Origin of the sequence: Actinobacillus porcitonsillarum, from assembly GCF_003101015.1 — a bacterium.
GTDB lineage: Bacteria > Pseudomonadota > Gammaproteobacteria > Enterobacterales > Pasteurellaceae > Haemophilus_A > Haemophilus_A porcitonsillarum.
In genome coordinates, this window is sequence record NZ_CP029206.1 from 487117 (window position 1) to 509796 (window position 22680).

General features: G+C 35.3%; 24 protein-coding genes. 12 read left to right on the forward strand and 12 right to left on the reverse strand.

Annotation, left to right across the window (positions count from 1 at the left end; translation table 11 throughout):
- The first annotated feature begins 190 nt into the window (after nt 1-190).
- From DDU33_RS02460 to DDU33_RS02470, 3 genes are read left to right on the forward strand one after another with little or no spacing between them, the layout of a single operon-like run.
- Nucleotides 191-499 carry a helix-turn-helix domain-containing protein gene (locus DDU33_RS02460; RefSeq protein ID WP_005820437.1) on the forward strand — a complete coding sequence of 103 codons (309 nt, stop codon included), beginning with the start codon at nt 191-193 and terminating at the stop codon, nt 497-499.
- Nucleotides 487-804 (forward strand): HipA N-terminal domain-containing protein, encoded by a 318-nt coding sequence (locus tag DDU33_RS02465; protein ID WP_005820436.1) that lies wholly within the window; start codon nt 487-489, stop codon nt 802-804. Before DDU33_RS02460 ends, DDU33_RS02465 begins: the two co-directional genes overlap by 13 nt.
- Nucleotides 804-1847: a type II toxin-antitoxin system HipA family toxin gene (locus DDU33_RS02470; RefSeq protein ID WP_108922912.1), complete on the forward strand. Its 1044-nt coding sequence runs from the start codon at nt 804-806 to the stop codon at nt 1845-1847. Before DDU33_RS02465 ends, DDU33_RS02470 begins: the two co-directional genes overlap by 1 nt.
- A gap of 83 nt (nt 1848-1930) precedes the next feature.
- Here the strand turns inward: DDU33_RS02470 and DDU33_RS02475 are convergent, their stop codons facing one another.
- The 8 genes from DDU33_RS02475 to DDU33_RS02510 form a co-directional block, all read right to left on the reverse strand.
- A complete protein-coding gene (locus DDU33_RS02475; protein ID WP_108922914.1) occupies nt 1931-2917 on the reverse strand; it encodes an IS110 family transposase in 987 nt (328 codons plus the stop codon).
- A gap of 449 nt (nt 2918-3366) precedes the next feature.
- Nucleotides 3367-3930, reverse strand: a complete 564-nt coding sequence (locus DDU33_RS02480; protein ID WP_108922916.1) for a DUF5358 domain-containing protein — start codon at nt 3928-3930, stop codon at nt 3367-3369.
- Nucleotides 3931-3982: 52 nt separating this feature from the next.
- Complete coding sequence (locus DDU33_RS02485; RefSeq protein WP_108922918.1) at nt 3983-5281, reverse strand: DUF6270 domain-containing protein; 1299 nt, start codon at nt 5279-5281, stop codon at nt 3983-3985.
- A 12-nt stretch (nt 5282-5293) separates the two neighbouring features.
- A complete protein-coding gene (locus DDU33_RS02490) occupies nt 5294-5764 on the reverse strand; it encodes a hypothetical protein (protein ID WP_108922920.1) in 471 nt (156 codons plus the stop codon).
- 67 nt (nt 5765-5831) lie between these two features.
- Nucleotides 5832-9656 carry a CDP-glycerol glycerophosphotransferase family protein gene (locus tag DDU33_RS02495; protein ID WP_167390532.1) on the reverse strand — a complete coding sequence of 1275 codons (3825 nt, stop codon included), beginning with the start codon at nt 9654-9656 and terminating at the stop codon, nt 5832-5834.
- Nucleotides 9610-10752, reverse strand: a complete 1143-nt coding sequence (locus DDU33_RS02500) for a CDC27 family protein (RefSeq protein WP_108922924.1) — start codon at nt 10750-10752, stop codon at nt 9610-9612. Before DDU33_RS02500 ends, DDU33_RS02495 begins: the two co-directional genes overlap by 47 nt.
- 5 nt (nt 10753-10757) lie before the next feature.
- Nucleotides 10758-11195 (reverse strand): glycerol-3-phosphate cytidylyltransferase, encoded by a 438-nt coding sequence (gene tagD, locus DDU33_RS02505; protein WP_108922926.1) that lies wholly within the window; start codon nt 11193-11195, stop codon nt 10758-10760.
- Between the two features lie 16 nt (nt 11196-11211).
- Nucleotides 11212-12348 carry a CDP-glycerol glycerophosphotransferase family protein gene (locus DDU33_RS02510; protein ID WP_108922928.1) on the reverse strand — a complete coding sequence of 379 codons (1137 nt, stop codon included), beginning with the start codon at nt 12346-12348 and terminating at the stop codon, nt 11212-11214.
- Between the two features lie 112 nt (nt 12349-12460).
- Between DDU33_RS02510 and DDU33_RS02515 the strand changes: the two genes are divergently transcribed.
- From DDU33_RS02515 to DDU33_RS02530, 4 genes are read left to right on the forward strand one after another with little or no spacing between them, the layout of a single operon-like run.
- Nucleotides 12461-13639: a polysaccharide biosynthesis/export family protein gene (locus tag DDU33_RS02515; protein WP_108922930.1), complete on the forward strand. Its 1179-nt coding sequence runs from the start codon at nt 12461-12463 to the stop codon at nt 13637-13639.
- 29 nt (nt 13640-13668) lie between these two features.
- On the forward strand, nt 13669-14781 hold the full coding sequence (locus DDU33_RS02520) for a capsule biosynthesis protein (RefSeq protein ID WP_108922932.1): 1113 nt from the start codon (nt 13669-13671) through the stop codon (nt 14779-14781).
- Nucleotides 14781-15578, forward strand: a complete 798-nt coding sequence (locus DDU33_RS02525) for an ABC transporter permease (protein ID WP_108922934.1) — start codon at nt 14781-14783, stop codon at nt 15576-15578. The genes DDU33_RS02520 and DDU33_RS02525 overlap by 1 nt, the downstream gene beginning before the upstream one ends.
- Nucleotides 15575-16225 (forward strand): ABC transporter ATP-binding protein, encoded by a 651-nt coding sequence (locus tag DDU33_RS02530; RefSeq protein WP_108922936.1) that lies wholly within the window; start codon nt 15575-15577, stop codon nt 16223-16225. Before DDU33_RS02525 ends, DDU33_RS02530 begins: the two co-directional genes overlap by 4 nt.
- A 34-nt stretch (nt 16226-16259) precedes the next feature.
- Here the strand turns inward: DDU33_RS02530 and dapF are convergent, their stop codons facing one another.
- Nucleotides 16260-17084: a diaminopimelate epimerase gene (gene dapF / locus DDU33_RS02535; protein WP_108922938.1), complete on the reverse strand. Its 825-nt coding sequence runs from the start codon at nt 17082-17084 to the stop codon at nt 16260-16262.
- 156 nt (nt 17085-17240) lie between these two features.
- On the opposite strand from dapF, the gene DDU33_RS02540 reads away from it, so the two are divergent.
- Nucleotides 17241-18563 carry an anaerobic C4-dicarboxylate transporter gene (locus DDU33_RS02540; RefSeq protein WP_108922940.1) on the forward strand — a complete coding sequence of 441 codons (1323 nt, stop codon included), beginning with the start codon at nt 17241-17243 and terminating at the stop codon, nt 18561-18563.
- Nucleotides 18564-18744: 181 nt separating this feature from the next.
- Here DDU33_RS02540 and DDU33_RS02545 read toward each other — a convergent pair whose 3' ends face one another.
- The 3 genes from DDU33_RS02545 to DDU33_RS02555 are packed head-to-tail and all read right to left on the reverse strand — an operon-like array spanning nt 18745 to nt 20427.
- Nucleotides 18745-19095, reverse strand: coding sequence for a CrcB family protein (locus DDU33_RS02545; protein ID WP_108922942.1), 351 nt, complete (start codon nt 19093-19095; stop codon nt 18745-18747).
- Between the two features lies 1 nt (nt 19096).
- Complete coding sequence (locus DDU33_RS02550) at nt 19097-20164, reverse strand: MFS transporter (protein WP_108922944.1); 1068 nt, start codon at nt 20162-20164, stop codon at nt 19097-19099.
- A gap of 41 nt (nt 20165-20205) precedes the next feature.
- The gene (locus tag DDU33_RS02555) at nt 20206-20427 is read right to left on the reverse strand and encodes a SlyX family protein (RefSeq protein ID WP_005820251.1); all 222 of its coding nucleotides are present in this window, start codon (nt 20425-20427) and stop codon (nt 20206-20208) included.
- A gap of 84 nt (nt 20428-20511) precedes the next feature.
- On the opposite strand from DDU33_RS02555, the gene fkpA reads away from it, so the two are divergent.
- Genes fkpA through tusC form a run of 4 tightly spaced genes read left to right on the forward strand, consistent with a single transcriptional unit; the run spans nt 20512 to nt 22678 of the window.
- Nucleotides 20512-21237 (forward strand): FKBP-type peptidyl-prolyl cis-trans isomerase, encoded by a 726-nt coding sequence (gene fkpA, locus DDU33_RS02560; protein ID WP_108922946.1) that lies wholly within the window; start codon nt 20512-20514, stop codon nt 21235-21237.
- A 55-nt stretch (nt 21238-21292) separates the two neighbouring features.
- Nucleotides 21293-21955, forward strand: a complete 663-nt coding sequence (locus tag DDU33_RS02565; RefSeq protein WP_005820247.1) for a helix-turn-helix transcriptional regulator — start codon at nt 21293-21295, stop codon at nt 21953-21955.
- Entirely contained in the window at nt 21955-22308 is a 354-nt protein-coding gene (gene tusD, locus DDU33_RS02570) for a sulfurtransferase complex subunit TusD (RefSeq protein ID WP_108922948.1), read from the forward strand. Before DDU33_RS02565 ends, tusD begins: the two co-directional genes overlap by 1 nt.
- 1 nt (nt 22309) lies before the next feature.
- A complete protein-coding gene (gene tusC / locus DDU33_RS02575) occupies nt 22310-22678 on the forward strand; it encodes a sulfurtransferase complex subunit TusC (protein ID WP_108922950.1) in 369 nt (122 codons plus the stop codon).
- Nucleotides 22679-22680: the final 2 nt, after the last annotated feature.

Genomic DNA, 22680 nt, shown 5'->3' on the forward strand with positions numbered 1-22680 from the left:
CTGTTATTTAGCAAAGAGAAGAGGAATACACGCAAGCGTATTCCTTTTTTCTTATTTAAAGAAGACCACAAAAGAGCTAAAACAATATAAAAAAGATAAAAAAGGTTTAAAAAAGATCTTTTCAATATCAAAAGGTTCATATATGATTCATATCAATATAGATTTAGTTAAATCAGACCATATATAGACCATGAATACATTAACTTCTCAACTTGAAATGCAAATTGATGCATTAAAAACATTACAAAAAGAAGTCATTGCTTATGAACAAGCACAACGGCAGCAATTACATGCTAACAAAATTCATAGCATGACAGCATTTGGTCAATTACTTAATGAAAAACGTAAAGCATTAGATATTGATCTGCATACGCTTGAGTTACAAACGAATGTTTCTGTTTCGACACTTAAGCGTTTATTTCAAGACCCAAGCCAAGTACGGTTTTCAACCGTATTATTGGTTGCTGAAACATTAGGAATTTCATTATGCACGCTCTAAAACGTATTGGTAATGTCTATTTATATGAAGAACTAATCGGGCAACTCGTACAAGATTCACAAGGTTTTCATTTTTATTATGATGAAAATTATCAGGGAATTTCGATTTCGCTTAGCCTTCCAATTTCACAGCGAGCGTTTCATTCTGAGCATCTTTTCCCTTATTTTGCTTCACTTGTCCCCGAGGGTTGGTTAAAGGAACGTTATTCTACCTTGCAGAAGATTGATGAAAATGATCTCTTCGGATTACTCCTAAATAATGGAAAAAATTTACTTGGCGCCACACAAATTTTTGAGGTGAAATGATGTCCGTTTGTCGAATTACATTACAAGCACTCACAAACAGTGAAGAAAAAACAGGTTATAGCACAAAGGGGCTTTTGGCTTTAACCGGCAATGAAAAATTTAATCCAATGCTTCCATTTAGCCGGCAAGAATTCACTTTCTCTACGCCTCAAAAGCAAAAAGGCATGAGTATTTCAGGTTATCAACCCAAACTACAACTGATTATTCAAGATAACCAGTTTACAAGCATTGATCAGCAAGGATTATATATTCTCAAACCCTCTCCGGCGGATTACCCAAATTTGGCGGAAAATGAACACGCCACGATGCAATTAATGAAAAAATTAGGTTTTTGTGTGCCTGAAAATGGCTTGATTGCTTTTAATGCAAGTGAATTAACCGCAGAAAAAGAATTTGCTTTTGTGATTAAACGTTTTGATCGTACCGAAGAAGGCAAGCCCATTCATAAAGAGCAACTTGATGGTGCAATGAATGTCCGTGAAAAATATGGGAAAATTGGCAACGACAACGAGCAATATATTAGCTATGAACAAGCGGTAAAATTTATTCTTACTCATACCGAAAACAATTTAAGCCAAAGGCAAGAATTATTTAGACGAATCGTTTATGCCTATCTTCTTGGAAATAATGACTTACATCTACGGAACTTCTCGCTAATTCATTCAAAAGAAGGAACAATTACACTTGCACCTATTTATGATTTTGTTTCCGTAGCCCCTTATTCTGAACTATTTCATAGCTCAATTTTAGCTTTACCACTATTAGCAAAAGAGGAGGGGGGAAAAGAATTGGCTCACGGTTTCGATACACAATATGGCGAATATATCGGGCAAGATTTTATTGAATTTGGAGAGAATATCGGACTAAGTAAAAGGCTGATTATCGAAAAACTTCTTCCAGAAATAAAGGATGAAGCTAAAATGGTAGAACAAGTGTATCAGACCTCTTTTTTACCCGAAAAACATAAAGAACAGATATTAAAGGCATATTTAAGAAGGCTTAACTTGCTTTTTATTTTAAACGAGGAGAAATTACTTAAATAAAAACAAACAGGTATTATGTAGCAAATGCACAACTCCTTGATTTGTCCAAATGACCTAGTAGATACCATAAGACACAACAAATTTTATTTCATAAATGTATCTAAATTAAATGCCGTCTGTTTTTGCAATACAGCCTGTGCAATAGTGACTAATTTACGCATTAAAGCAGTGATAATTACCATTTTAGGCTTACCACACTCAAGCAACCGCAATACAAACGAGCGATATACGCTATTTTTGTAGCAGCCAAAGGCAAAATTCATTGCAGGACAAAAGAGCGCCTTGCGAATGTCGGATTGCCCGATTTTTGAGATACCAATAACGGTATTTAAACTTTTCCCCGAACTTTTAATCATCGGGGTTAAGCCTGTAAAAGTGGCTGCAGCTTTTGCATTTTTAAAACGATTGCCATCACCTAAATGGGCAATCAGTTGAACGGCGGTTGCAAAGCCAATAGCAGGAATAGTGCAAAGCAATTTTACATTGTTTTTCAATGTGTTATCTGCATTAACGCACTGTTTAATCGTTTTCTCCAAAGCATTAATCTGCGCTTTGATGAAGGCAATCATCTGCTGTGTTGAAGCAATGCAATCGCTATCAATCAACATCGTTAGCCGTGTTTTTTCTTGTGCCAACTGTTTTTTCAGGTGGTCAAGTTGGCGATTTTTACGCAACAATTCCCGTTGAGCAGGGGAAATTGGCTGATAAATCGGTAATTTATGACGCTTTTCATCGGCATAATCGGCAAGCATTTTGGCGTCGATTTTGTCGGTTTTAGAGCGTAAATTATCGGTTCTCGTGAAATTTGCACTACATTTAGGGTTAATTACGCTAACGGTGATTTGCTGTTGAAACAGAAAATCAGCTAGGGCTTCGTGATAAATATTGGTGGCTTCCATTACGCAGTGAAAAGTTTCACCAAATGTATTGAGCCACTGCATAAGTGATTGAAATCCTTCCGGATTATTTTTAAACACTTTATGCTTATGTTTGCCGTTTTGTAATTTAATGGCAACATCAAATTTAGCTTTGGCAATATCAATGCCAACGTAATATAATGGGTTATCCATTTGACCTCCAAACCTTGTGAATGCGGGCTACGGAAAACGTGCCTGAGATACCATTCGGGGTGATAGTGGATGAGGAAGTAGGCTTATATCTACACTACGTGCTTAATAGCACTAGGGACGCCACAACTCTACTTTCTCTTTAACCCCATTATGATGGTACTCGTAATGGGGTTTTCTTTTACCCATATTCTAATACAAGGGACGCCACGCTGGCGTCCATCATAGCCATAAATGCAACGTAGGTAAACAATTCGAAATCTATAAAATCACAGTCATACTTTTAATAATGTACGTTGTCGAAATACTTTATGGACGCCAGCATGGCGTCCCTACGTATACTTTTGTGCAACTGCTAAATAATACAGAAACAAGCAGTTATTTTTCTTACGCCATTTGCAAAATGGTTCGAGAAAATAACCGCTTGTCATCTTAATCACGAGTTCTCAGTATTATAACAATAGCGCCGATCCCCATTTAATAATATCAAAGAAAAACTTGTTTTCATTGGTGGCAACGCCATCGCCTTTTTGTTTGTCATCAGACTTAGCTTCTTCCACCATACCGCTTTTATATTGCCCTTTGACCACCGCCAAATCATCACGAGCTTTCGATCTTAACGTTTCGCATTGCTTTTTCGTTAATTCCTTGATTTCACTAGGATTTTCTTTAAATTTCTTAAATTGGTATTGCGCATATCCCATAGATTTCTCATCTGCTTGCACAATTTTCACATATTGCTCGCCAATGACTTTTTCTAACGGATAGAAAAAGACGTATTGTGAGTGAATATACGCATCTTCTTTAGAAAAATGATCCTGTTGAATCCGTGTGAGATTAGGATAAATACATTCCGCCGCTTGATTGCTTTCTGCCACCCAGCGCTGAGCATCTTGATCCGATAAAATATAATCTGCATCGGCAAACTCGCCAGGGAAAGGCGAGTTTTGCTGAGAAGATGAACAGCTGAGAAGGACAACGGAAAAGGTTATGAGAGCAAAAAAATTTTTTAGCATTTGTCTGTCCAAATTAAACTATATTCTTCAAGTTAAAAAATTACATAGAAACTCATTCACTAGATAAGCACTCAAAAACAATATTTTTCCATTTTACATTTCCATTTTGCGCTAAATACGGACCCATTCTTAAGAACCTATCTTTAGATAAAATAATTAACTCTACATGTTCCCATTTTCCCCCTTCAAGACCTAGTTCTTCAGCTCTTAACACTTTAGATAATATAGCGTCTTTATGCCATAGCGTAAATTTACTCTTATGGGCTCGAACTAAAAAAATTGCATCATCTTCTAACTTCTCTAAATTTCTAATAAATACATCGAAAGACAATTTGTATTTAAAATATGAATTATTTCTTCCACCAATTTCTATAGGTAAGCTATGCAGTTGGTTATATACTGGCTTCACTTCACCATTCACATTTATAGATATTTCTTCATCAGAAATATTAAACAATGTATTTCTATTATGATTCCAAATATTAATAGCATTAAGTAAATTCCATGAAGGGACTTCTTTAGCTTTTTTTGTTGAACTTAGCTCCGATATTAATCGGCTAGAACTAAAACAAGCCAACTGATCTACATGTTTTATTTTCTTATTAAATACATTATTAAACAATTTCACTATAAAATCTTCATAATATTTTTTTTCAAAATGTAAAGGATCTAAACCATGTGTATGTTCTTTTGTTGCTATATAACCATATCTCAGATCCAGATAGTCTAAGTTATATTTGGCTATAGCATAAGAATCAAACTTTTCCCATACTTTATTTCTTAATGAAAGATCAAACTTAGAATCTAAAGAACGAATTTCTCCATCTAAGTTTTGCAATTTAGCAAATCTAGCACCTGTAATAATTACTTTAGTATTCGGTAAATATGTTTTCATAAATTCCATAAAATTAGCTAAGTTTTTCTTCCATATCTTGAAATACTCTTCAAATGATATAGTTGGCTCTAAAGTGCTTGAAACAGACAACTCATTAAATGCTTCTATTTTCTTATACCTCCAACACTTATTAGTAATGATGGAATCTTGTATATATGCAATGCCAAAATGTACATCTGGATAAAAGTCTATAATAAGAATATCTGGGTTAGAAGCAACTAGATTATTTAGACCATCTTTTTCTAGCTCACTAACTAAATGTTCTTTTGCATATTCGTCATCCTTTCCTCTAAACTTAGAGTAATCATACTTTACAGGTTTTGAAAAAATTGAAATTAAAGATGTATGAAATTGATATTGAATCACATCAAAAAACGGTTTGTTTTCAGGTATAAAATCTGATCTAAATGCTAATCTAGATACACAACTACCAATAATTCCGACTCTTAGTGCCATAATAAGATATTCCTAAATTAACTCTAATAATTCCCAAGCTTTAATTTCTGTAGCCGAGAAAGATACTTTTCCTTGAGGGGTTACTGAAAGATATTTACCATTATAGCCAACAGCAAATTTATTATTTTCTAATCTATTCAAAGTAAACAATTGCGCATTATTTGAACTGAACCCCCTGACAAAATTATATTTGTCTATATAAAAATAGAAAAGAGCTTGTTTATGTCTTACCCAAAAGTAAATTACCTGATTAATACCATCTCCATTTCTAGATAATCGGCATTCTAATTTAGAATATCTATCTCCATATTGTTCTAAAACAACATCTTTAATGGCAACAATGATATTTTTTTCAAAATCATTAGGGCTATCTAAGAATAAAAAAATTTCAGAAACACCAATATTTAAATAATACTGAATAAAATAATTAATACTGTCAGGAGTAGACTTAACTGTAAGTATCACAGACCAAGATGGTTTCATTTTATTTTCCTTTTATAATAGATATAAAACATAGGTTCTATAATTATTAATAGAACCTATAATTAAATTATTTAGAAAATACTTTACTATAAAACATTTGCAAAGCACTCTTTTGATAAATATTGTAATCAAAATGAGAGAATGATAATTTTCCTTCTATAAAATCAACAAGTCCTTCATATATTCCATTTTCATTATTTGGAACCAAATGCCCAGAACGACCTTCTAAAGCACTTCTAGAACCTACAATATCAGTAGATATAATCGGCTTATCTAAAATCATTGCTTCGAATAAAGTCATAGGTTGACCTTCATGATTTGAAGATAATACGAAACAATCAGCTCGTTTCAAAAATGGGAATGGATTAAATCTAATACCTACTAAATATACATTTTTCTCTAGTGATAACTCTTTAATAAGGATATTCAAATCATTATAAAGAGGTCCATCACCAAGAATTAATAATCTAGAATCAGGATAATCATCTACAACCTTTCTAAAGCTACGAATTAATTTTGCTTGATCTTTCTCTGGAGAAAGCCTTGCTAAATTAATAAATATCTTCCCTTTACAATCATTGAAATATTTTTCATCCTCAGCGGCTAAAGGTTCTTTAGATCTTTTAATTGTTAATTCAGGATCTTGAACATTATCACAATAATCAAACTTATTAATGTCTAAGTTAAAACGTTCCCAAAGATTCTCGATATTTAGTTCCATTGTAGGTTTTGATACCGACATTAAATGATCATACATATAATAAATACTAAATGTATTTTCTAAATGAGGAAAACGTAAGGTCCACTCACCATATTTATCATTATGTTGGTAAATTGTTTTTACTACATTTTTAACTTTTGCTGAACCAAATAAATAAGCCCAGAATCTGCTATATCCAGTGAATTCAATCAATGCATCAAACTTAGAGTATCCAACCATACGTCTAAATTCTTTATTATAGGCATGTTCAAAATAAGGGCGCATATTAGCTGGCAAAAACTTATATTGATTAGCTTTTGCTTCAATCCAGTCATCTTCAATACTACGGTTCATTCGCCCAACTCTAGGTATAATATTCACATAAGGAGATACTCTAGCAAATTGTGCTAAACGTTTTTCCTCTCTAGAAATAGCATTTGGGTCAATAACTAAAGAAACTGCATATTTAGTATAATCAATATTATTTAATAGATTGATTATTGATGTAGTAATTCCATTTGGTAAAAACTCGCCACCAAAAATCAATAACGATTTTTTATCATTTAAGGCAATCTTCTCATTAGGATCTTCTTTACCATTGATAAACCAATTAACAACTCTAGCAGATACATTTCCATTTTCATAAGGTGTAAAGTCTTGCTGAGCTTGTTTATATAGTGGATGTACATCAGATTTATTAATTTCCTTGAAAACCGCATCTTTTAATTCAGTAATATTTTCTGCCATGGCTCCTGGTAGTCTAGAATTATCGAAATATAAACCTCTGTCACGCTCATACTCCTCGTAATCATCAATATAATAAATGATTGGATTACCTGTAGCCATATAATCAAAACCAATGCTAGAATAGTCTGTAATTAGAATATCAACGATTGATAATAATTCATTAGTATTAATATATTCAGGAACAATATATTGACTTACACCACCTTCATAAGCATTTTTTTGAACGAAATAATGTCCTCTAAATAGAAGATTAATATTTAAATCTTTTAATGCTTTAATTTCAGAAATTAATTTATCCGCTTCAACTTCTGGAGAACCTAAAGTCCCTCTCCATGTCGGGGCATATAAAACTACTTTCTTGGATGAATCTATATTTAAGAGTTTTCGTAGTTCGTTCTTTCTCGTCTCACTTGTATTAAGGGTTAAATCTATCCTAGGATACCCAGCTTCTAATACTTTTCCTGTATATATTTCTTTAATATCATAACGGTCAATTAAAACCCACGTTGTATGAGGATTTGGGCTTAATAAATGTGTACTTTGTAAAAAATTCCTTTGAGAATTTTTTAGCTCCATAAAGCTATTTTTAATATCTTTCCCTAAAGTTTTCCATGGTGTTCCGTGCCATGTATTTAAATATCTTTGTTCTTTCTTTCTTGTAAAATAAGGAGGAAAAGTTGCATTATTAACTAAATATTTTGCAGAACATAGATACCTTAAATATAAATCAGAATCTTTTCGTACAAATACAACGTTTTCTAATTTTTTAAACTCTTCACTTACAGAGGAAAAATCATTAATCACCCAAACAAAAAGAAAATCATCAAATTTCTCTTGTTTTTGCATTTCTAAGAAAATAGCTAAAGGATTGCAAGACATTGCAACACCAGAAAAACTTTCAAACAGTACGATTTTCTTACTTACACCTAATACATCATAATATTCATTATAAATTGCAGATTGTCTAAACCCTTCATCAGTGTTAAATTTTTTATCAGGAACACCATAAAGTTTCTGAATTTGGCGAATACTCTTTAAAAATCTTGTAGCTCTTTTAAAATTACCTAATTTTGCAAGAATCAATCCATATTTATAGTATAGATCACTATCATACTCATTAGTTCTTAGTAGTATTTGATAATATACTTTTTCTGCATTTACAATATCTCCACGAGAAAAATAAATATTTCCAAGCTCATTCCAAACTTCTAAATCCGTATAATCTAATACTAACTTGTTATATAATTTTTTTGTAGTTTTATCATTAGGAAAAACTGTTAACTTATCAAACCAAATAGACTCCTCATTAAAAGACCTTTTTGTTTTCAAAAAGGCTAATGTGGCTTCTTTGTATTTATTAACGTTTGTTAAACATAAGCCTAGTCTATAATACCAATAGGAAGTATATTTTTTACTTATTGCAATTTGATAATATTCTGCTGCTTCTAAATATTTTCCCTGTTTCTCTCTAACAAAACCAACTTGATAAAACCAGTTAGGATTAGAACTATTCAGTTTAAGAGCTAAAAGATAATATTTCTCTGCATTTGCCCAATCATAGCAACGTTGATATGCAAAACCTACTCTATAACATAATTCACTATTTGATGGAAATTTTTGAAATGAATCCAAATATGCATTAACAGCATCAAGCCATAGTCCTTTTCTTTCATGAATAGAGCCTATGCCAAGCACCTTAGACTCATTTAACTCATCTTTTTCAATAGCTTTTCTATATGCATCTAATACTTCTCTTGTTAAGCCATTAGCCTTTTCTAGACAATACCCAAATTTATAAAATAGTTCATAATCTGCTCTATTGCCTTTTAAATGGATGGCAGTTTGATAAGATACCGATGCTTCATCATACCGCTTCATTTTTTCTAAAGAATTACCTAATCTTGCATACAAATCTGCATTTTTTGAATTTAATTCGACAGCATACTTTAACGACTCTACTTCTTGCCAAACTTTTCCTTGTTTATTAAGTAATTCAGCTAATCGACTATACAATTTAGCTGTTGGTATCTCTGTTTCCAAGCGTTTCCGAATCAATGCTTCTTCAATAGCAGACGCAGAAGTAGTCAATTTTACTCCTTGTGTATCACTTGCTTTTAACTGCGATTGATATAGTTGTACTTTCCACTCCTCTTTATTAGGTAATAAAGAAACTGCATTACTAATATATTGATAAGCAAGACTCCATTTATGTTGTTTAAAATAACACATTCCCAATTTAAAATTACTTTGAGGATGTTCTGGTTTTCTACTTACTGCTTTTTCAAAAAATAGTTGAGCTCTAGCCCAATCTCTATTTTTATAAAACTTCATGCCATTCCAATAACTAAGAGGATAACGAGTAAGCTCTAATAACTTTTTAAAATTTCTCATAATATTCCTATTGAAAATTTTTTCTATATTTATAAATTTCCATTTCAGTTTCATTAAATACTTCCATATTAGGAGTATCAAATGCACTATCAAACTGTGTTTTAGGCGTGCGCCAATCACCATAATTTTCCGTTAAATATAAATCATAATTCTCTGGAATGAGATAATTTCCTCCAAGAAATGCTGTAGTTGTTAGATTAAACGGTAAATTATGCCATTTAATTTTTACACCGGCATGCCAATAATCATTAGGTTCACGATAATGAATGAACACATCTATCACAATACCATTCACATGTCTTAATGTTATAAGATGTTTTGTTCGAGTAGGCACGATATAAAAATATCCCGACGTTGATAAGTAATGTTCTAATTCCTCATAGTTATATTCATCCCAAACCCCTACATCAATATCTTTATCATGCCCCAATAATTTCCCTTCTCGAATGCAGCCTAAAAGCGTACCACTAATTAAGAAAAAAGGTATCTGATGTTGATCTAATGTCTTTTTTAAATCCTCTAAGGCTTTTTCTGCCAACTTGTCTGTAAAGTTAGAAGGGGCTTTGTTTTCTACTTTAGAGGTTTGGGTCTGTTGCTTTGCCAGCTCTAGCGCTTCATTATTTAAACCTGCTCGCAAAGCAGCATTTATTCTAGGATGAAAAATGGGATCATTTTTTAAGAAATTCGTTGTATTTCTTACATATTGAATATGCTCTTCTAAATTTACAAAGTCCTTTGTATTCTCAACCAAATTGGCAAGATAAATCCAGACTTTCTTCCGACTATTTTCTAAAGCACACTGAGCAAGTGTGCGCCAAGCATCTTGTTTTCTATGCTGTTTAACTAAAATATCTGCATATAAAAAGATAGCTTCCGGCATTTTTGTGAAATTTGAGATTTTTTTAACCGCTTGCTCAGCAAGATGATATTCTCCACATAAGAAGTAACTTTGCGCGAGATAATAGTTCCCGATGCTAATACCTTTTTGTACCAGTTTATTAGATAAACATCTAACCTTCTTATGTTGAGCATTTGTCAATGCTTTTGCGATACGGTAGCCGTACCAATAGGCTAATGGCGAATATTTACAGTTAGCTTCCCTTAATACTCGCCTTAGAGATTGCATTTGCATTGAAAAAAAAGCAGACATAAATCTTACTCTTCCTCTTTTTCATGAATCTGTTTTTGATCTTTTGTTAAATCTTTTTCCGCAAGCATTTTTTTAACTTTCGTTGTTGAAATATCTGGTGTGCGAGGTAAGTAAACAACTTCACAATACTCTTGTAGAAAATCAAAATGCCCCTCCCAATCATCTCCCATGACAAAAACATCAATCTCATGGTTTTTTACATCTTCTATTTTTTGCTCCCAGTTCGTTTCAGGAATAACTTTATCTACATAACGAATAGCCTCTAAAATATGTTTACGCTCTTCATAACTATATGCGCAAATCTTATTTTTACTTTCTAAATTAAATTTATCCGTAGAGATCGCGACAGTTAAGTGATCACCTAACGCTTTTGCTCTCTCTAATAATCGAATATGTCCGTGATGTAATAAATCAAATGTTCCATAAGTTAAAACTTTACGCATTGCTTATCCTCCTAGATTAGTTATGAAAATATTTTTTAGATATCCGCTTTATATATTGTAATTTACCCTTCTTTGCCTTCTTATGTAACATCTTCTCAATATACAATTCTTTTACTGTATGTCTAACATAAAGCTGTTGTTGAGATAAACAATATATTCCTGATATTAGGTTCTCTAGACACCGTATCGCTTGTTTAGTTGCACATTGAGTATCATAATATAATTTATTATATAATTCTTTATCTGCATATTTCTTTTCAAGAAATGCCTTCCCCACTGTTGTTACAAGCTTAGATGGGTGCAAAACCTCTATCCCCAACCTATCACGGTGAGTAATTTCTAAACTGAACTGATCCAATTTTTCATTTTGTATGTTGGGAATAGAAAGTAAAACAAGCGGTTTTTTACAAAAAACGGCATCAAAAATAGCACCGCTATAATCAGATATTACCATATCCGAAACACTCATAAGCGATAACAAGTCTTCCTTTTCATAAAAGAAATGTAAACTTGGGTAAGTTTTTTCATAGTGCGTAATTTTATCGGAAAAAATGACTGTATTATGATGTAATTTCACTATCACATTATACGCTGTCGCTAGTTTAGCTAATTCATCAATATATAAAGAAAAACTGGAAAGCTCTCCCCAACTGGGGGCATAAAGTATAGTTTTCTTTAACGGATCAAGAATATCTTGATAATTCTCTTTTGCTTTTTGATGGAATTCTGGAAGATACCAGCTGTCATATCTTGGACATCCAACTATTTCTGTTGGGGAAAAATAGGATATTTTATGATAGGCATAAGGACCATACACAAGATTAAGATCAGCTAAAGATCTCCAAGCTCCATAGTTGTGAGGCTCTTTTGCATAACCATACTGTAACATCGCAATTTTTGTATGTTTAAACAAATAAAGTTGTTCAAACACTGTTTGCGTAACAATAACATCAAAAACACCATCAATTTTTTCATGGAGTTGAGACTGTTTCACATATGCGATATTGTTATTGATATCTTGTAGTATAGATTGCCCAATGACTACACTTTTTTTCTTTTTTTCTATTATTAAAGTAGCATGAGGTAAAGCTTTAAGTAGAGGTTTGAAATGCAAAACCTGAAAACTATTCCATGCAATAAATGCTATTTTCACATGAACACCTCTAGAGAGAAAAGATTTACGTAATTTTATAACAATCCAGAAACTTTTTAATCTGTTTTTGATAAAATATTAACTTATTGAACTATTGTAATAAGAGAACATTATGAAACCACGATTCATTAATAAAGTTATTCATTTAACGTTTATTAGTATACTCTCTGCTTGCTCAACACTTCCGACTTCAGGCCCAAGCCAAAACGATGTGATTGAAACTAATCAGAATATCCCTGTACAGTCGCAAGTTAATGTAATTGAATTAAACAATGCTGTCGTAAATCAGCTCTATCGTCAACAAGAGAGTCAGCTCTTTTCCGGCTTTGATGGATTACAAGGTAGAAGTGGATATGCTGGCACAGCGAATATTGGCGATGTACTAGAAATTTCGATTTGGGAAGCACCTCCTGCTGTTTTATTTGGTGGTACCTTCTCTTCAGAAGGGCAAGGTAGTGGGCATTTAACCCAACTCCCAGCCCAAATGGTCAATAATAATGGAACAATTAATGTCCCTTTTGTTGGAAATTTTCGTGTAGCGGGTAAAACGCCTGAGGCAATTCAATCTTACATTGAAAAGGCCTTAAAACGTAAAGCTAACCAACCACAAGTATTGGTAAAAATTGCAAATAATTACTCTACCGATGTGACTGTTGTTCGCCAAGGTAGTGCTATTCGTATGCCTTTAACAGCAAATGGCGAGCGAGTATTAGATGCTATTGCAGCTGTCGGTGGCGCAACAGAAAATATTGAAGATATTACAGTTCAACTTACTCGTGGAGCACAAGTAAAAACATTAGCTTATGAAACTCTTATTGCAGATCCTACACAAAATATTGCGTTACGATCCGGTGATGTTATTGCGCTATTAAATACACCATTTAAATTTACAGGATTAGGCGCTGTAGGCAGTAATCAACAACTCCGTTTCTCAAGTAAAGGCATTACTCTTGCTGAAGCCTTAGGAAAAATGGGGGGGCTGATTGATGATCGTTCCGATCCTCGAGGTATATTTATCTTCCGTCATGTTCCTTTTGGTCAATTATCAATGGAACAACAATTAGAATGGGAAGCTAAAGGGTATGGAGCAGGCATGGATGTCCCTACTGTATATCGAGTAAATCTACTAGAGCCTCGTTCTATGTTTTTAATGCAACGATTCCCGATTCAAGATAAAGATATTGTTTATGTATCAAATGCACCACTGGCTGAATTTCAAAAATTCTTGAGAATGATTTTCTCAATTACATCGCCAATTTCAAGTGCAACGAATACGATTAGATCGTATTAAAAATATAAATTTTCATGAGGAACATAAATATGAGTTCAAACAAAAAAGGTTTGTTAAAACGATTGAAACCTTTGTTATGGGTAACAACCATTATTCCAACGGCATTATCAACATTTTATTTTAGTTCTGTTGCTTCTGATGTTTATATTTCAGAATCGAGCTTCGTAGTTCGCTCCCCGAAAAATCAATCATCGATGACTGGAATTGGAGCTTTATTACAAGGCTCTGCCTTTAGCCGTTCACAAGATGATACTTATACGGTGCAAGAATATATGCATTCTCGCACAGCGCTTGAACAGCTTCAAAAAGCATTACCCGTAAGAGAATTTTTTGAAAACCGAGGCGATGTGATTAGTCGATTTAATGGCTTTGGTTTCAATGATTCTCAAGAGGCTTTTTATAAATATTTCAGAGAGAAACTTGGCGTGAGTTTTGATGCTGTTTCTGGTATTGCAACACTTCGTGTGAGAGCATTTAATGCAGAAGATGGCCAACGAATCAACCAACAACTCCTACAACAAGGTGAAGAACTTATTAACCGTTTAAATGAACGAGCAAGAAAAGATACGATTTCTTTTGCTGAACAAGCGGTTAAAGATGCAGAAGAAAATGTAAATTCGACCGCTTCTGCCCTTAGTAAATATCGCGTTAAAAACAAAATTTTTGATTTGCCTGCACAATCAGGCGTCCAACTGAGTTTAATTTCAAGTTTGAAAAGTGAGTTAATTCGTGTTGAAACCCAATTAGCACAATTGCTTTCAATTACGCCGGATAACCCTCAAGTTGAAGCATTACAAATGCGTCAAAAAAGTTTGAAAAAAGAGATTGAAGATCAGTCAAAACAACTCTCAGGTAATACATCAAGTTCCATTGCTGCACAAACAGCAGACTATCAACGCCTTGTGTTAGCAAATGAATTAGCACAGCAACAATTAACGGCTGCATTAACTTCTTTATACAATACAAAAAATGAAGCAGATCGCCAACAGCTTTATTTAGAAGTGATTAGCCAACCAAGTAAACCAGACTGGGCACAAGAGCCTTATCGTTTATATAATATCTTAGCAACATTCTTTATCGGATTTATCTTATATGGAGTGTTAAGTTTATTATTAGCAAGTGTAAGAGAGCATAAAAACTAATGCAATATGGAGATAAAACCTCTTTCCGCCAATCATTAGCCATTCAAGGAAGGGTTATTTACGCCCTTCTGATGAGAGAAATTATTACTCGCTATGGGCGACAAAATATAGGGTTCTTGTGGCTTTTTGTTGAACCTCTTCTTATGACGTTATTCATTACTATTATGTGGTCATTTGTACGAGCAAGCCAAATATCCAGTTTAAATATTGTTGCATTTACTATTACGGGTTATCCACTCATGATGATGTGGCGTAATGCATCAAATCGTGCAATTGGGGCAATTTCTTCAAACTTAAGTTTGTTATACCACCGTAATGTACGTGTATTAGATACCTTATTTGCAAGAATGCTATTAGAAATAGCTGGAGCAACTATTGCACAAATCTTAATTATGGCACTATTTATTGCAATTGGATTGATAGATATGCCACAGGATATTTTTTATATGCTAATGGCATGGGTCTTAATGGCGATTTTTGCCATTGGTTTAGGATTAATCATTTGCTCTATTGCTCAAAAATTTGAAGTCTTTGGTAAATTATGGAGTACAATTAGCTTTGTCTTTATGCCACTTTCTGGCGCTTTTTTCTTTCTTCACTCTTTACCACAAACTGCACGGGAATTTTTCCAATGGGTTCCTATGGTAAGTGGCACAGAAATGTTCCGAAAAGGCTATTTTGGTGCAAGCGTAACTACTTATGAAAATGTAGGTTTTTTGATTATCTGTGACTTAGTTCTACTCTTTATTGGTTTAGTCATGGTAAGAAGCTTTAGTAAGGGAGTTGAACCTAGATGATTAGCGTTAAAAACGTAAGCAAAAAATACCATACAAATAAAGGGTGGAAAACCGTATTACAAGATATCAATTTTGATCTAAATAAAGGAGAAAAAATTGGTATTTTGGGAAGAAATGGTGCGGGTAAATCAACCCTTATTCGTTTATTGAGTGGAGTTGAACCCCCTACAGAAGGGACCATTGAACGAAAGATGTCTATTTCATGGCCATTAGCTTTTAGTGGAGCATTCCAAGGTAGTTTAACTGGGATGGATAATTTACGATTTATTTGCCGTATTTATAATGCAGATATTGATTATGTTAAACATTTCACTGAAGAGTTTTCCGAATTAGGGGATTATCTGTATGAGCCCGTAAAAAAATATTCTTCAGGAATGAAGGCTCGACTTGCATTTGCTTTATCACTTTCCGTTGAATTTGATTGTTATTTAATAGATGAAGTCATTGCTGTAGGCGACTCACGATTTGCAGAAAAATGTAAACATGAGCTTTTTGAGAAACGCAAAGATCGCTCAATTATCTTGGTATCTCATAGTCCTTCTGCAATGAAAGAATATTGTGATAATGCAATGGTTCTAGATAAAGGAATTATGTACAAATTCGAGAATATGGATGAGGCATACAAATTCTATAATTCTACACTTTAATAGTATCAAGAAGGGCATATTGCCCTTCTTTTATTTACAACGTCACAAATCCATCATAAATATGGGTTGCATCACCTGTCATATAAAGTGGGTGCCCTACGCCTTCCCATTCAATCATCAGTGAACCACCCGGCAAATCCACTTGGACTTTACTATCAAGTAAGCCTTGCATAATGCCGACAGCAACCGCACCACAAGCACCACTTCCACATGCCTGTGTTTCGCCTGCACCGCGTTCAAAAACACGTAGCTTGATATGATTACGGTTAATCACTTGCATAAATCCTATATTGGCTCGCTCAGGGAAGCGTTCATGATTTTCCAATAAAGGACCTAACTCATTCACGGGGGCTGTTTGAATATCTTCTACCTGTAAAACGCAATGCGGATTTCCCATTGAAACAACACCGCACAATACCGTTTGTAACGAAGTACGAAGAATATAATTTTTCTCGAATTTATTGGCAGTAAAAGGAATTTGCGCCGGCTCCCAAATCGGTTCGCCCATATTCACTCTCACTTGACCATTTTCTTTCAGGCTCAGTACCATTTTCCCTTTTGCAGTACTGACATGAATATCTTGTTTATTCGTTAAACCTTTTAACGTGACAAATCGAGCAAAACATCTTGCACCATTACCACATTGTGAGACTTCGCTCCCGTCCGCATTAAAAATACGATAATGGAAATCGAGTTCCGGATCATAAGGCGCTTCAACCAATAATAATTGGTCAAATCCGATACCACGGTGGCGATCGGCGAGTTTTTGAATAATCTCTTCGGTTAAAAACACATTCTGTGTTACACCATCTACCACCATAAAATCATTGCCGAGTCCGTGCATTTTTGAGAATTGCATATTTTTTTCCTAATTTTTTGATTTTTATTAAATCTTATTATAGAGATTAGAATAGCTTATTGATATAGTACAGCCAATTTTAAAAATCTGATTTTTTTAATCTTATTCCTCACAGTATGAGGGCATTTTTCTTAAATTACAATGGAGTATTAAAATATGTCTGCAATGTTTATCTTGCAATTTGCCATTGTTCTACTTTGTATCTTAATCGGTGCACGAGTAGGCGGTATTGGCTTAGGGGTCTTTGGTGGTCTGGGTTTAGCTATTCTTTCTTTTGGATTTGGCTTAAAACCGGCAGGTTTACCGATTGACGTAATGTTTATGATTATGGCAGTCGTTTCTGCTGCTGCGGCAATGCAAGCTGCCGGCGGTTTAGATTATATGATTAAAATTGCGACCAACATTTTACGCCGTAATCCGAAATATATTACCTTTATCGCACCGCTTGTAACTTGGACATTTACTGTGCTTGCAGGTACGGGTCACGTAGCTTATTCTGTATTACCGGTTATCGCGGAAGTTTCTCGCCACAACGGTGTTCGCCCGGAACGTCCGCTTTCAATGGCGGTTATCGCTTCTCAATTTGCGATCGTTGCAAGCCCAATTGCAGCAGCGGTGGTTGCAGTGGTTGCGTTCTTAGAACCTCAAGGGGTAACGTTAGGCGATGTATTATTGGTTACTATCCCTTCAACCTTATTAGGTATTATGTTAGCTTGTGTGTTTGTGAATAAAATGGGTAAAGAGTTAAAAGACGACCCACATTATCAAAAACTACTACAAGATCCTGAATACGTAAAAGTGAACCACACTGATACAAATCCATCAGAAGTAGTGATTAAACCAACAGCAAAAATGTCTGTCGGCTTATTCTTATTTGGTGCGTTATTAGTGGTGTTATTAGGTGCTGTGCCTAGCTTACGTCCGGTATTTGACGGTAAACCAATGGGTATGGCGCATGCAATTGAAATCGTAATGCTGACTGTTGGTGCATTAATCATCTTCTTCTGCAAACCGGATGGTGATGAAATCACAAAAGGCTCTATCTTCCATGCCGGTATGCGTGCGGTCATTGCTATCTTTGGTATCGCATGGTTAGGCGACACCTTAATGCAAGCTCACATGACTGAAGTGAAAGAAATGGTATCAGGCTTAGTTGAAGCGGCACCATGGGCATTTGCATTAGCGTTATTTGTACTTTCTATCTTAGTAAACAGCCAAGGTGCAACCGTTGCAACACTCTTCCCATTAGCAGTGGCAATTGGTATTCCGGCACCTATTCTTATCGGGGTATTTGTGGCGGTAAATGGTTACTTCTTCATTCCAAACTATGGTCCGATTATCGCTTCTATCGACTTCGATACCACAGGTACAACTCGAATTGGTAAGTACATCTTTAACCACAGCTTCATGCTTCCTGGTTTAATCAGCATGGCATTCTGTTTAGGTTTAGGCTTGCTGTTCGCACAAATCTTCCTATAAAAACAAAGGGGCGTTTTAAACGCCCCATACTATTTATAAAGATCAATGTTATTTTACTTGTAGGGGCGCCACGCTGGCGCCCATTAATGTGAATTGAGCTCCACCTTTACGGTGGACGCCAGCGTGGCGTCCCTACAAATTAACTTTGCGATTAATACCAAAACTGTTTTGTTTACTCTATCTAACATCTTACCCACCACAACCCAAGCAAAGTAAAACTAATACCACCCACTAAATGTAATCCCAACACTCCCATGGCGATGCCATATTCTCCGGCTAATAATTTCTCACTTAATTCCGCTGAAAAACTTGAAAACGTGGTAAAACTGCCTAAAAAGCCCGTGATAAAAAGTAACTTTTGCTGATCGTGTAATTGTAAGCCCATCGCAATACCAATCAGAAAACAGCCTAACCAGTTTGCCAATAATGTTCCGAACGCAAATTGGCTAAAAAAAGGATTTAACCATACGCCTAACTGCCAGCGAGCAATTGCCCCACCGACAGCCCCCAAAGAAATGAACAAAACATTCATCTTACGCCACCAAGAAAAGATGAGGAATTAAATTCATCACAACCACCGTTGCCATGGAAAGCAACAAGCGTGATGAACCAAAAATAAAGCCTCGATTTGTGCCATTATCAAACTTCACGAGTAAGTTTGCCATCGCCGTTAAAGCATACACCTCAATCACGGTAAAGATCACTAAATATAAATACGCCGTATAAACCGATAAAAAATGCAAGGTAACAAACCATGGCACAATAATGCCGACTGCCAATAACGGTGCAACCCATTTCGTTTGTTGGGCGGTTAAATTGATTTTGCGAGAAAAGCTGCTTTGCAATAACACCGTCAATAATCCATTTACAAATAAAGCAATCGGCGAGTGCTCCGGCATGCCCAGTTTGTTATCAAACAAAAATGGGAAAATCACAAAAAAGGATGTCGCAATAGATAACGGCAAAAACAACATCAAATGCACAAACAGAAATTCCTTAGTAATAATTTCTCGGATTTGCGCAAAACGAAATTTCACCAACGTTTGTACCGTTTGAATTTGATAAAACGGTTTTACCATTAACACAAATAAAACTGCTTCAATCGCAAAGCAGACCCAAATCAGCAGTTCAATCTGTTCGAATTGAATAAAAGGCACAACAAGTAAAGGTGCAAACATGGAAGACATCGAAGTTACCTTCAAGTACTTTCCTTGTAAGCGAGTTTTTTCAGCATATTCCTCCCCTGCAAGCGCCAATAAGCACGCCTTAGCATTGGTACCGAATAGACAACTGCCCAGTCCAAAACAGGTGGTTGCTAACAGCAATAGCCCATAATGATCGGCAGATAAAAAGAAAATATATGCCAAAACGTCCAATAAACAGCCGAGCAACATCATTTTTGCCAAACCGTAGCGGTCGCCCCAAATGCCGGCAAAAATCGCTAACGCCTGATTACAGAAAAATAATAAAGATAACGAAAAAGCAATTTCACTGTTGCTTAACCCCTTTTTCTGCAAATAAATAAAAAAGACCGTTTGCATAGAAAAGAAAGCCAGCGTAGAAAAAAATCGCCGAATTAATAACAATTTTTGAAGATGCATAAATGTAAAAAAATAAAAAAAGATAACCGCTTGTCGATAAGTTAATAATGAGGAGGAGGGGTTTCCTCGGCACGAGAAGCCACATTACTCGCCGAAATCCCTTTAAATTTTTCCGCCAAATGACGAATTTGTGTCTGTAATTTATCTAAGGCAAATTGTTGCTCAATTAATGCCTGATTGAGTTCCTCAATGGTAACCTCTTGGAAAGCCACTTTGCTCTCTAATTCCTCAATTCGAGTAAATAATTCTTGGTTTGTCCGCATTTTTTCATAAAAAGGTTGTCTAAAAAGAAAATACACTTTACCCTATCCAACCGGATATTAACACTATTTTTATAAGGAAACGTTATGTCAAAAATTAAATTATCTATGATTGCGGTACTCGCTTCTTCCGTTATGTCTACCTCTGTTTTTGCAGAAGCACAAAAAGCAGACACCAAATTTGTAGATGATTCTTCTTATGCCATCGGTGTGTTGATGGGCAAAAATATTGAAGGCGTGATTGAATCACAAAAAGATATTTTTACCTATAACCAAGACAAAATTATTGCCGGTGTTCAAGATACATTGAAAAAAAGCGGTAAATTAACCGATGAAGATTTACAAAAACAGCTTAAATCATTAGATAGCTACCTTTCTTCACAAGAAGAAAAAATTACCGCCGAAAAGAATAAAGCAACCGTAGCAGAAGGCGAAAAATTCCGTGCTGACTATGCGAAAAAAGACGGCGTGAAAAAAACAACATCCGGCTTACTTTATAAAATCGAAAAAGCAGGCGAAGGTGCAAGCCCGGCTAAATCAGATATCGTGAAGGTGCATTATAAAGGAACACTCCCAAACGGCACGACATTTGACAGCTCTTACGACCGTGGCGAACCGATTGAATTCCAATTAGACCAACTGATTCCGGGCTGGATTGAAGCAATCCCAATGTTGAAAAAAGGTGGTAAAATGGAAATCGTTTTACCACCGGAGTTAGGTTATGGTAACCGCCAAGCAGGAAAAATCCCGGCAAACTCAACATTAAAATTTGAGATTGAATTATTAGATTTTAAACCGGCAGATAAAAAATAATATGTATAGGGGCGGAACATCTCCGCCCTACGCCAATATTCTTTAATGATAAACAATGACAACCTTTACCCCTTTTTCAGATGAAGACCATGCCATTTTGGCATCTTATTTTCCTGTGGTGGACGGAATCGCCGCACTCCTAGGCGAACATTGTGAAATCGTCCTTCACTCTCTCGAATTTTTAGAACATTCCGCAATCTATGTCGTGAATGGGCATAATACAGACCGCAAAATTGGCTCGCCACTTACCGATAAAGCATTACGTTCTTTGCATAATATGCAAACAGATAGCGTATCCAAACCTTACTTTACCCGCTCTAAAGGTGGTGGCGCCTTAATGAAATCGGTCACGATTGCCATCCGTAACCGCAAACAGCACGTAATCGGCTTTATTTGTATTAACGTCAATTTAGACGTGCCGGCATCACAATTCTTAAACAGCTTCTTCCCACCCAAAGAAGAAACGGAAAATGCGGTTAATTTTGCCAGCTCTGTGGAAGACTTAGTAGCGCAAACCATTGAGCATACCATTGAAGAAGTGATGGCGGACAGAAACGTTTCAAATAACAATAAAAATCGCCAAATTGTGATCTCATTATTTGAAAAAGGCATCTTCGATATTAAAGAAGCGATCAACCAAGTGGCTGAACGGCTTGATATCTCTCGTCATACCGTTTATCTCTATATCCGCCAAACGAAGCAGGAGACCGAGGAATAATGCAATACGTACTGGCGATAAAATCGGAAGGGTTTGGCTCCCAAGGTGCTACACTCGCTTATCAATTTGCGGAGCAGCTGTTACTCAGTGGACATGAAATCAGCCAAATTTTCTTTTTTCAACAAGGCATACACAATGCCAATAAATGGATTTCGCCGGCAAGCGATGAACTCAATCTACTTGAAAAATGGCAAAGTTTAGCCAAAACACACCGCTTGTCATTACACCTTTGTATCTCGGCGGCACAACGTAGAGGCGTGGTTGAACAAAATCTTGCCGAGCCTTTTGTCCTTGCCGGTTTAGGCGAATTCAGCCATGCGGTTTTAAAAGCCGATCGATTACTGACATTTTAATATGAAATATAAACTTGCCATTTTATTTACCCAGCCCCCGTTTGGTTCTGCCACCAGCCGAGAAGGCTTAGATGCCTTACTGGCAGCGAGTGCCTTTTGCCAAGAAGAGGAAATCCTAATTCTCTTTCTGAATGATGGCGTATTTAATTTACTGAAAAACCAACAACCTGCGGAAATCCTACAAAAAGATCACATCGCCACCTTTAAACTGATTGAATTGTATGATTTAACGGAATGTTTTGTCTGCCAAGAAAGCGTTGCCGCACGAAGATTAGAAAATGCAGAATGGATATTTTCCGATATCCGTTGGTGTTCTCAAGATGAGATGTTTGCCAAATTACAGCAAGCTGAAAAAGTTTTAACCTTTTAAGG

What these genes read in the sequence shown, in the direction of transcription:
- DDU33_RS02460 (WP_005820437.1), top strand. Translation starts at nt 191, where the DNA reads ATGAATACATTAACTTCTCAACTTGAAATGCAAATTGATGCATTAAAA.
- DDU33_RS02465 (WP_005820436.1), top strand. Translation starts at nt 487, where the DNA reads ATGCACGCTCTAAAACGTATTGGTAATGTCTATTTATATGAAGAACTA.
- DDU33_RS02470 (WP_108922912.1), top strand. Translation starts at nt 804, where the DNA reads ATGTCCGTTTGTCGAATTACATTACAAGCACTCACAAACAGTGAAGAA.
- DDU33_RS02475 (WP_108922914.1), bottom strand. Translation starts at nt 2,917, where the DNA reads ATGGATAACCCATTATATTACGTTGGCATTGATATTGCCAAAGCTAAA.
- DDU33_RS02480 (WP_108922916.1), bottom strand. Translation starts at nt 3,930, where the DNA reads ATGCTAAAAAATTTTTTTGCTCTCATAACCTTTTCCGTTGTCCTTCTC.
- DDU33_RS02485 (WP_108922918.1), bottom strand. Translation starts at nt 5,281, where the DNA reads ATGGCACTAAGAGTCGGAATTATTGGTAGTTGTGTATCTAGATTAGCA.
- DDU33_RS02490 (WP_108922920.1), bottom strand. Translation starts at nt 5,764, where the DNA reads ATGAAACCATCTTGGTCTGTGATACTTACAGTTAAGTCTACTCCTGAC.
- DDU33_RS02495 (WP_167390532.1), bottom strand. Translation starts at nt 9,656, where the DNA reads ATGAAACTGAAATGGAAATTTATAAATATAGAAAAAATTTTCAATAGG.
- DDU33_RS02500 (WP_108922924.1), bottom strand. Translation starts at nt 10,752, where the DNA reads ATGTCTGCTTTTTTTTCAATGCAAATGCAATCTCTAAGGCGAGTATTA.
- tagD (WP_108922926.1), bottom strand. Translation starts at nt 11,195, where the DNA reads ATGCGTAAAGTTTTAACTTATGGAACATTTGATTTATTACATCACGGA.
- DDU33_RS02515 (WP_108922930.1), top strand. Translation starts at nt 12,461, where the DNA reads ATGAAACCACGATTCATTAATAAAGTTATTCATTTAACGTTTATTAGT.
- DDU33_RS02520 (WP_108922932.1), top strand. Translation starts at nt 13,669, where the DNA reads ATGAGTTCAAACAAAAAAGGTTTGTTAAAACGATTGAAACCTTTGTTA.
- DDU33_RS02525 (WP_108922934.1), top strand. Translation starts at nt 14,781, where the DNA reads ATGCAATATGGAGATAAAACCTCTTTCCGCCAATCATTAGCCATTCAA.
- DDU33_RS02530 (WP_108922936.1), top strand. Translation starts at nt 15,575, where the DNA reads ATGATTAGCGTTAAAAACGTAAGCAAAAAATACCATACAAATAAAGGG.
- dapF (WP_108922938.1), bottom strand. Translation starts at nt 17,084, where the DNA reads ATGCAATTCTCAAAAATGCACGGACTCGGCAATGATTTTATGGTGGTA.
- DDU33_RS02540 (WP_108922940.1), top strand. Translation starts at nt 17,241, where the DNA reads ATGTCTGCAATGTTTATCTTGCAATTTGCCATTGTTCTACTTTGTATC.
- DDU33_RS02545 (WP_108922942.1), bottom strand. Translation starts at nt 19,095, where the DNA reads ATGAATGTTTTGTTCATTTCTTTGGGGGCTGTCGGTGGGGCAATTGCT.
- DDU33_RS02550 (WP_108922944.1), bottom strand. Translation starts at nt 20,164, where the DNA reads ATGCATCTTCAAAAATTGTTATTAATTCGGCGATTTTTTTCTACGCTG.
- DDU33_RS02555 (WP_005820251.1), bottom strand. Translation starts at nt 20,427, where the DNA reads ATGCGGACAAACCAAGAATTATTTACTCGAATTGAGGAATTAGAGAGC.
- fkpA (WP_108922946.1), top strand. Translation starts at nt 20,512, where the DNA reads ATGTCAAAAATTAAATTATCTATGATTGCGGTACTCGCTTCTTCCGTT.
- DDU33_RS02565 (WP_005820247.1), top strand. Translation starts at nt 21,293, where the DNA reads ATGACAACCTTTACCCCTTTTTCAGATGAAGACCATGCCATTTTGGCA.
- tusD (WP_108922948.1), top strand. Translation starts at nt 21,955, where the DNA reads ATGCAATACGTACTGGCGATAAAATCGGAAGGGTTTGGCTCCCAAGGT.
- tusC (WP_108922950.1), top strand. Translation starts at nt 22,310, where the DNA reads ATGAAATATAAACTTGCCATTTTATTTACCCAGCCCCCGTTTGGTTCT.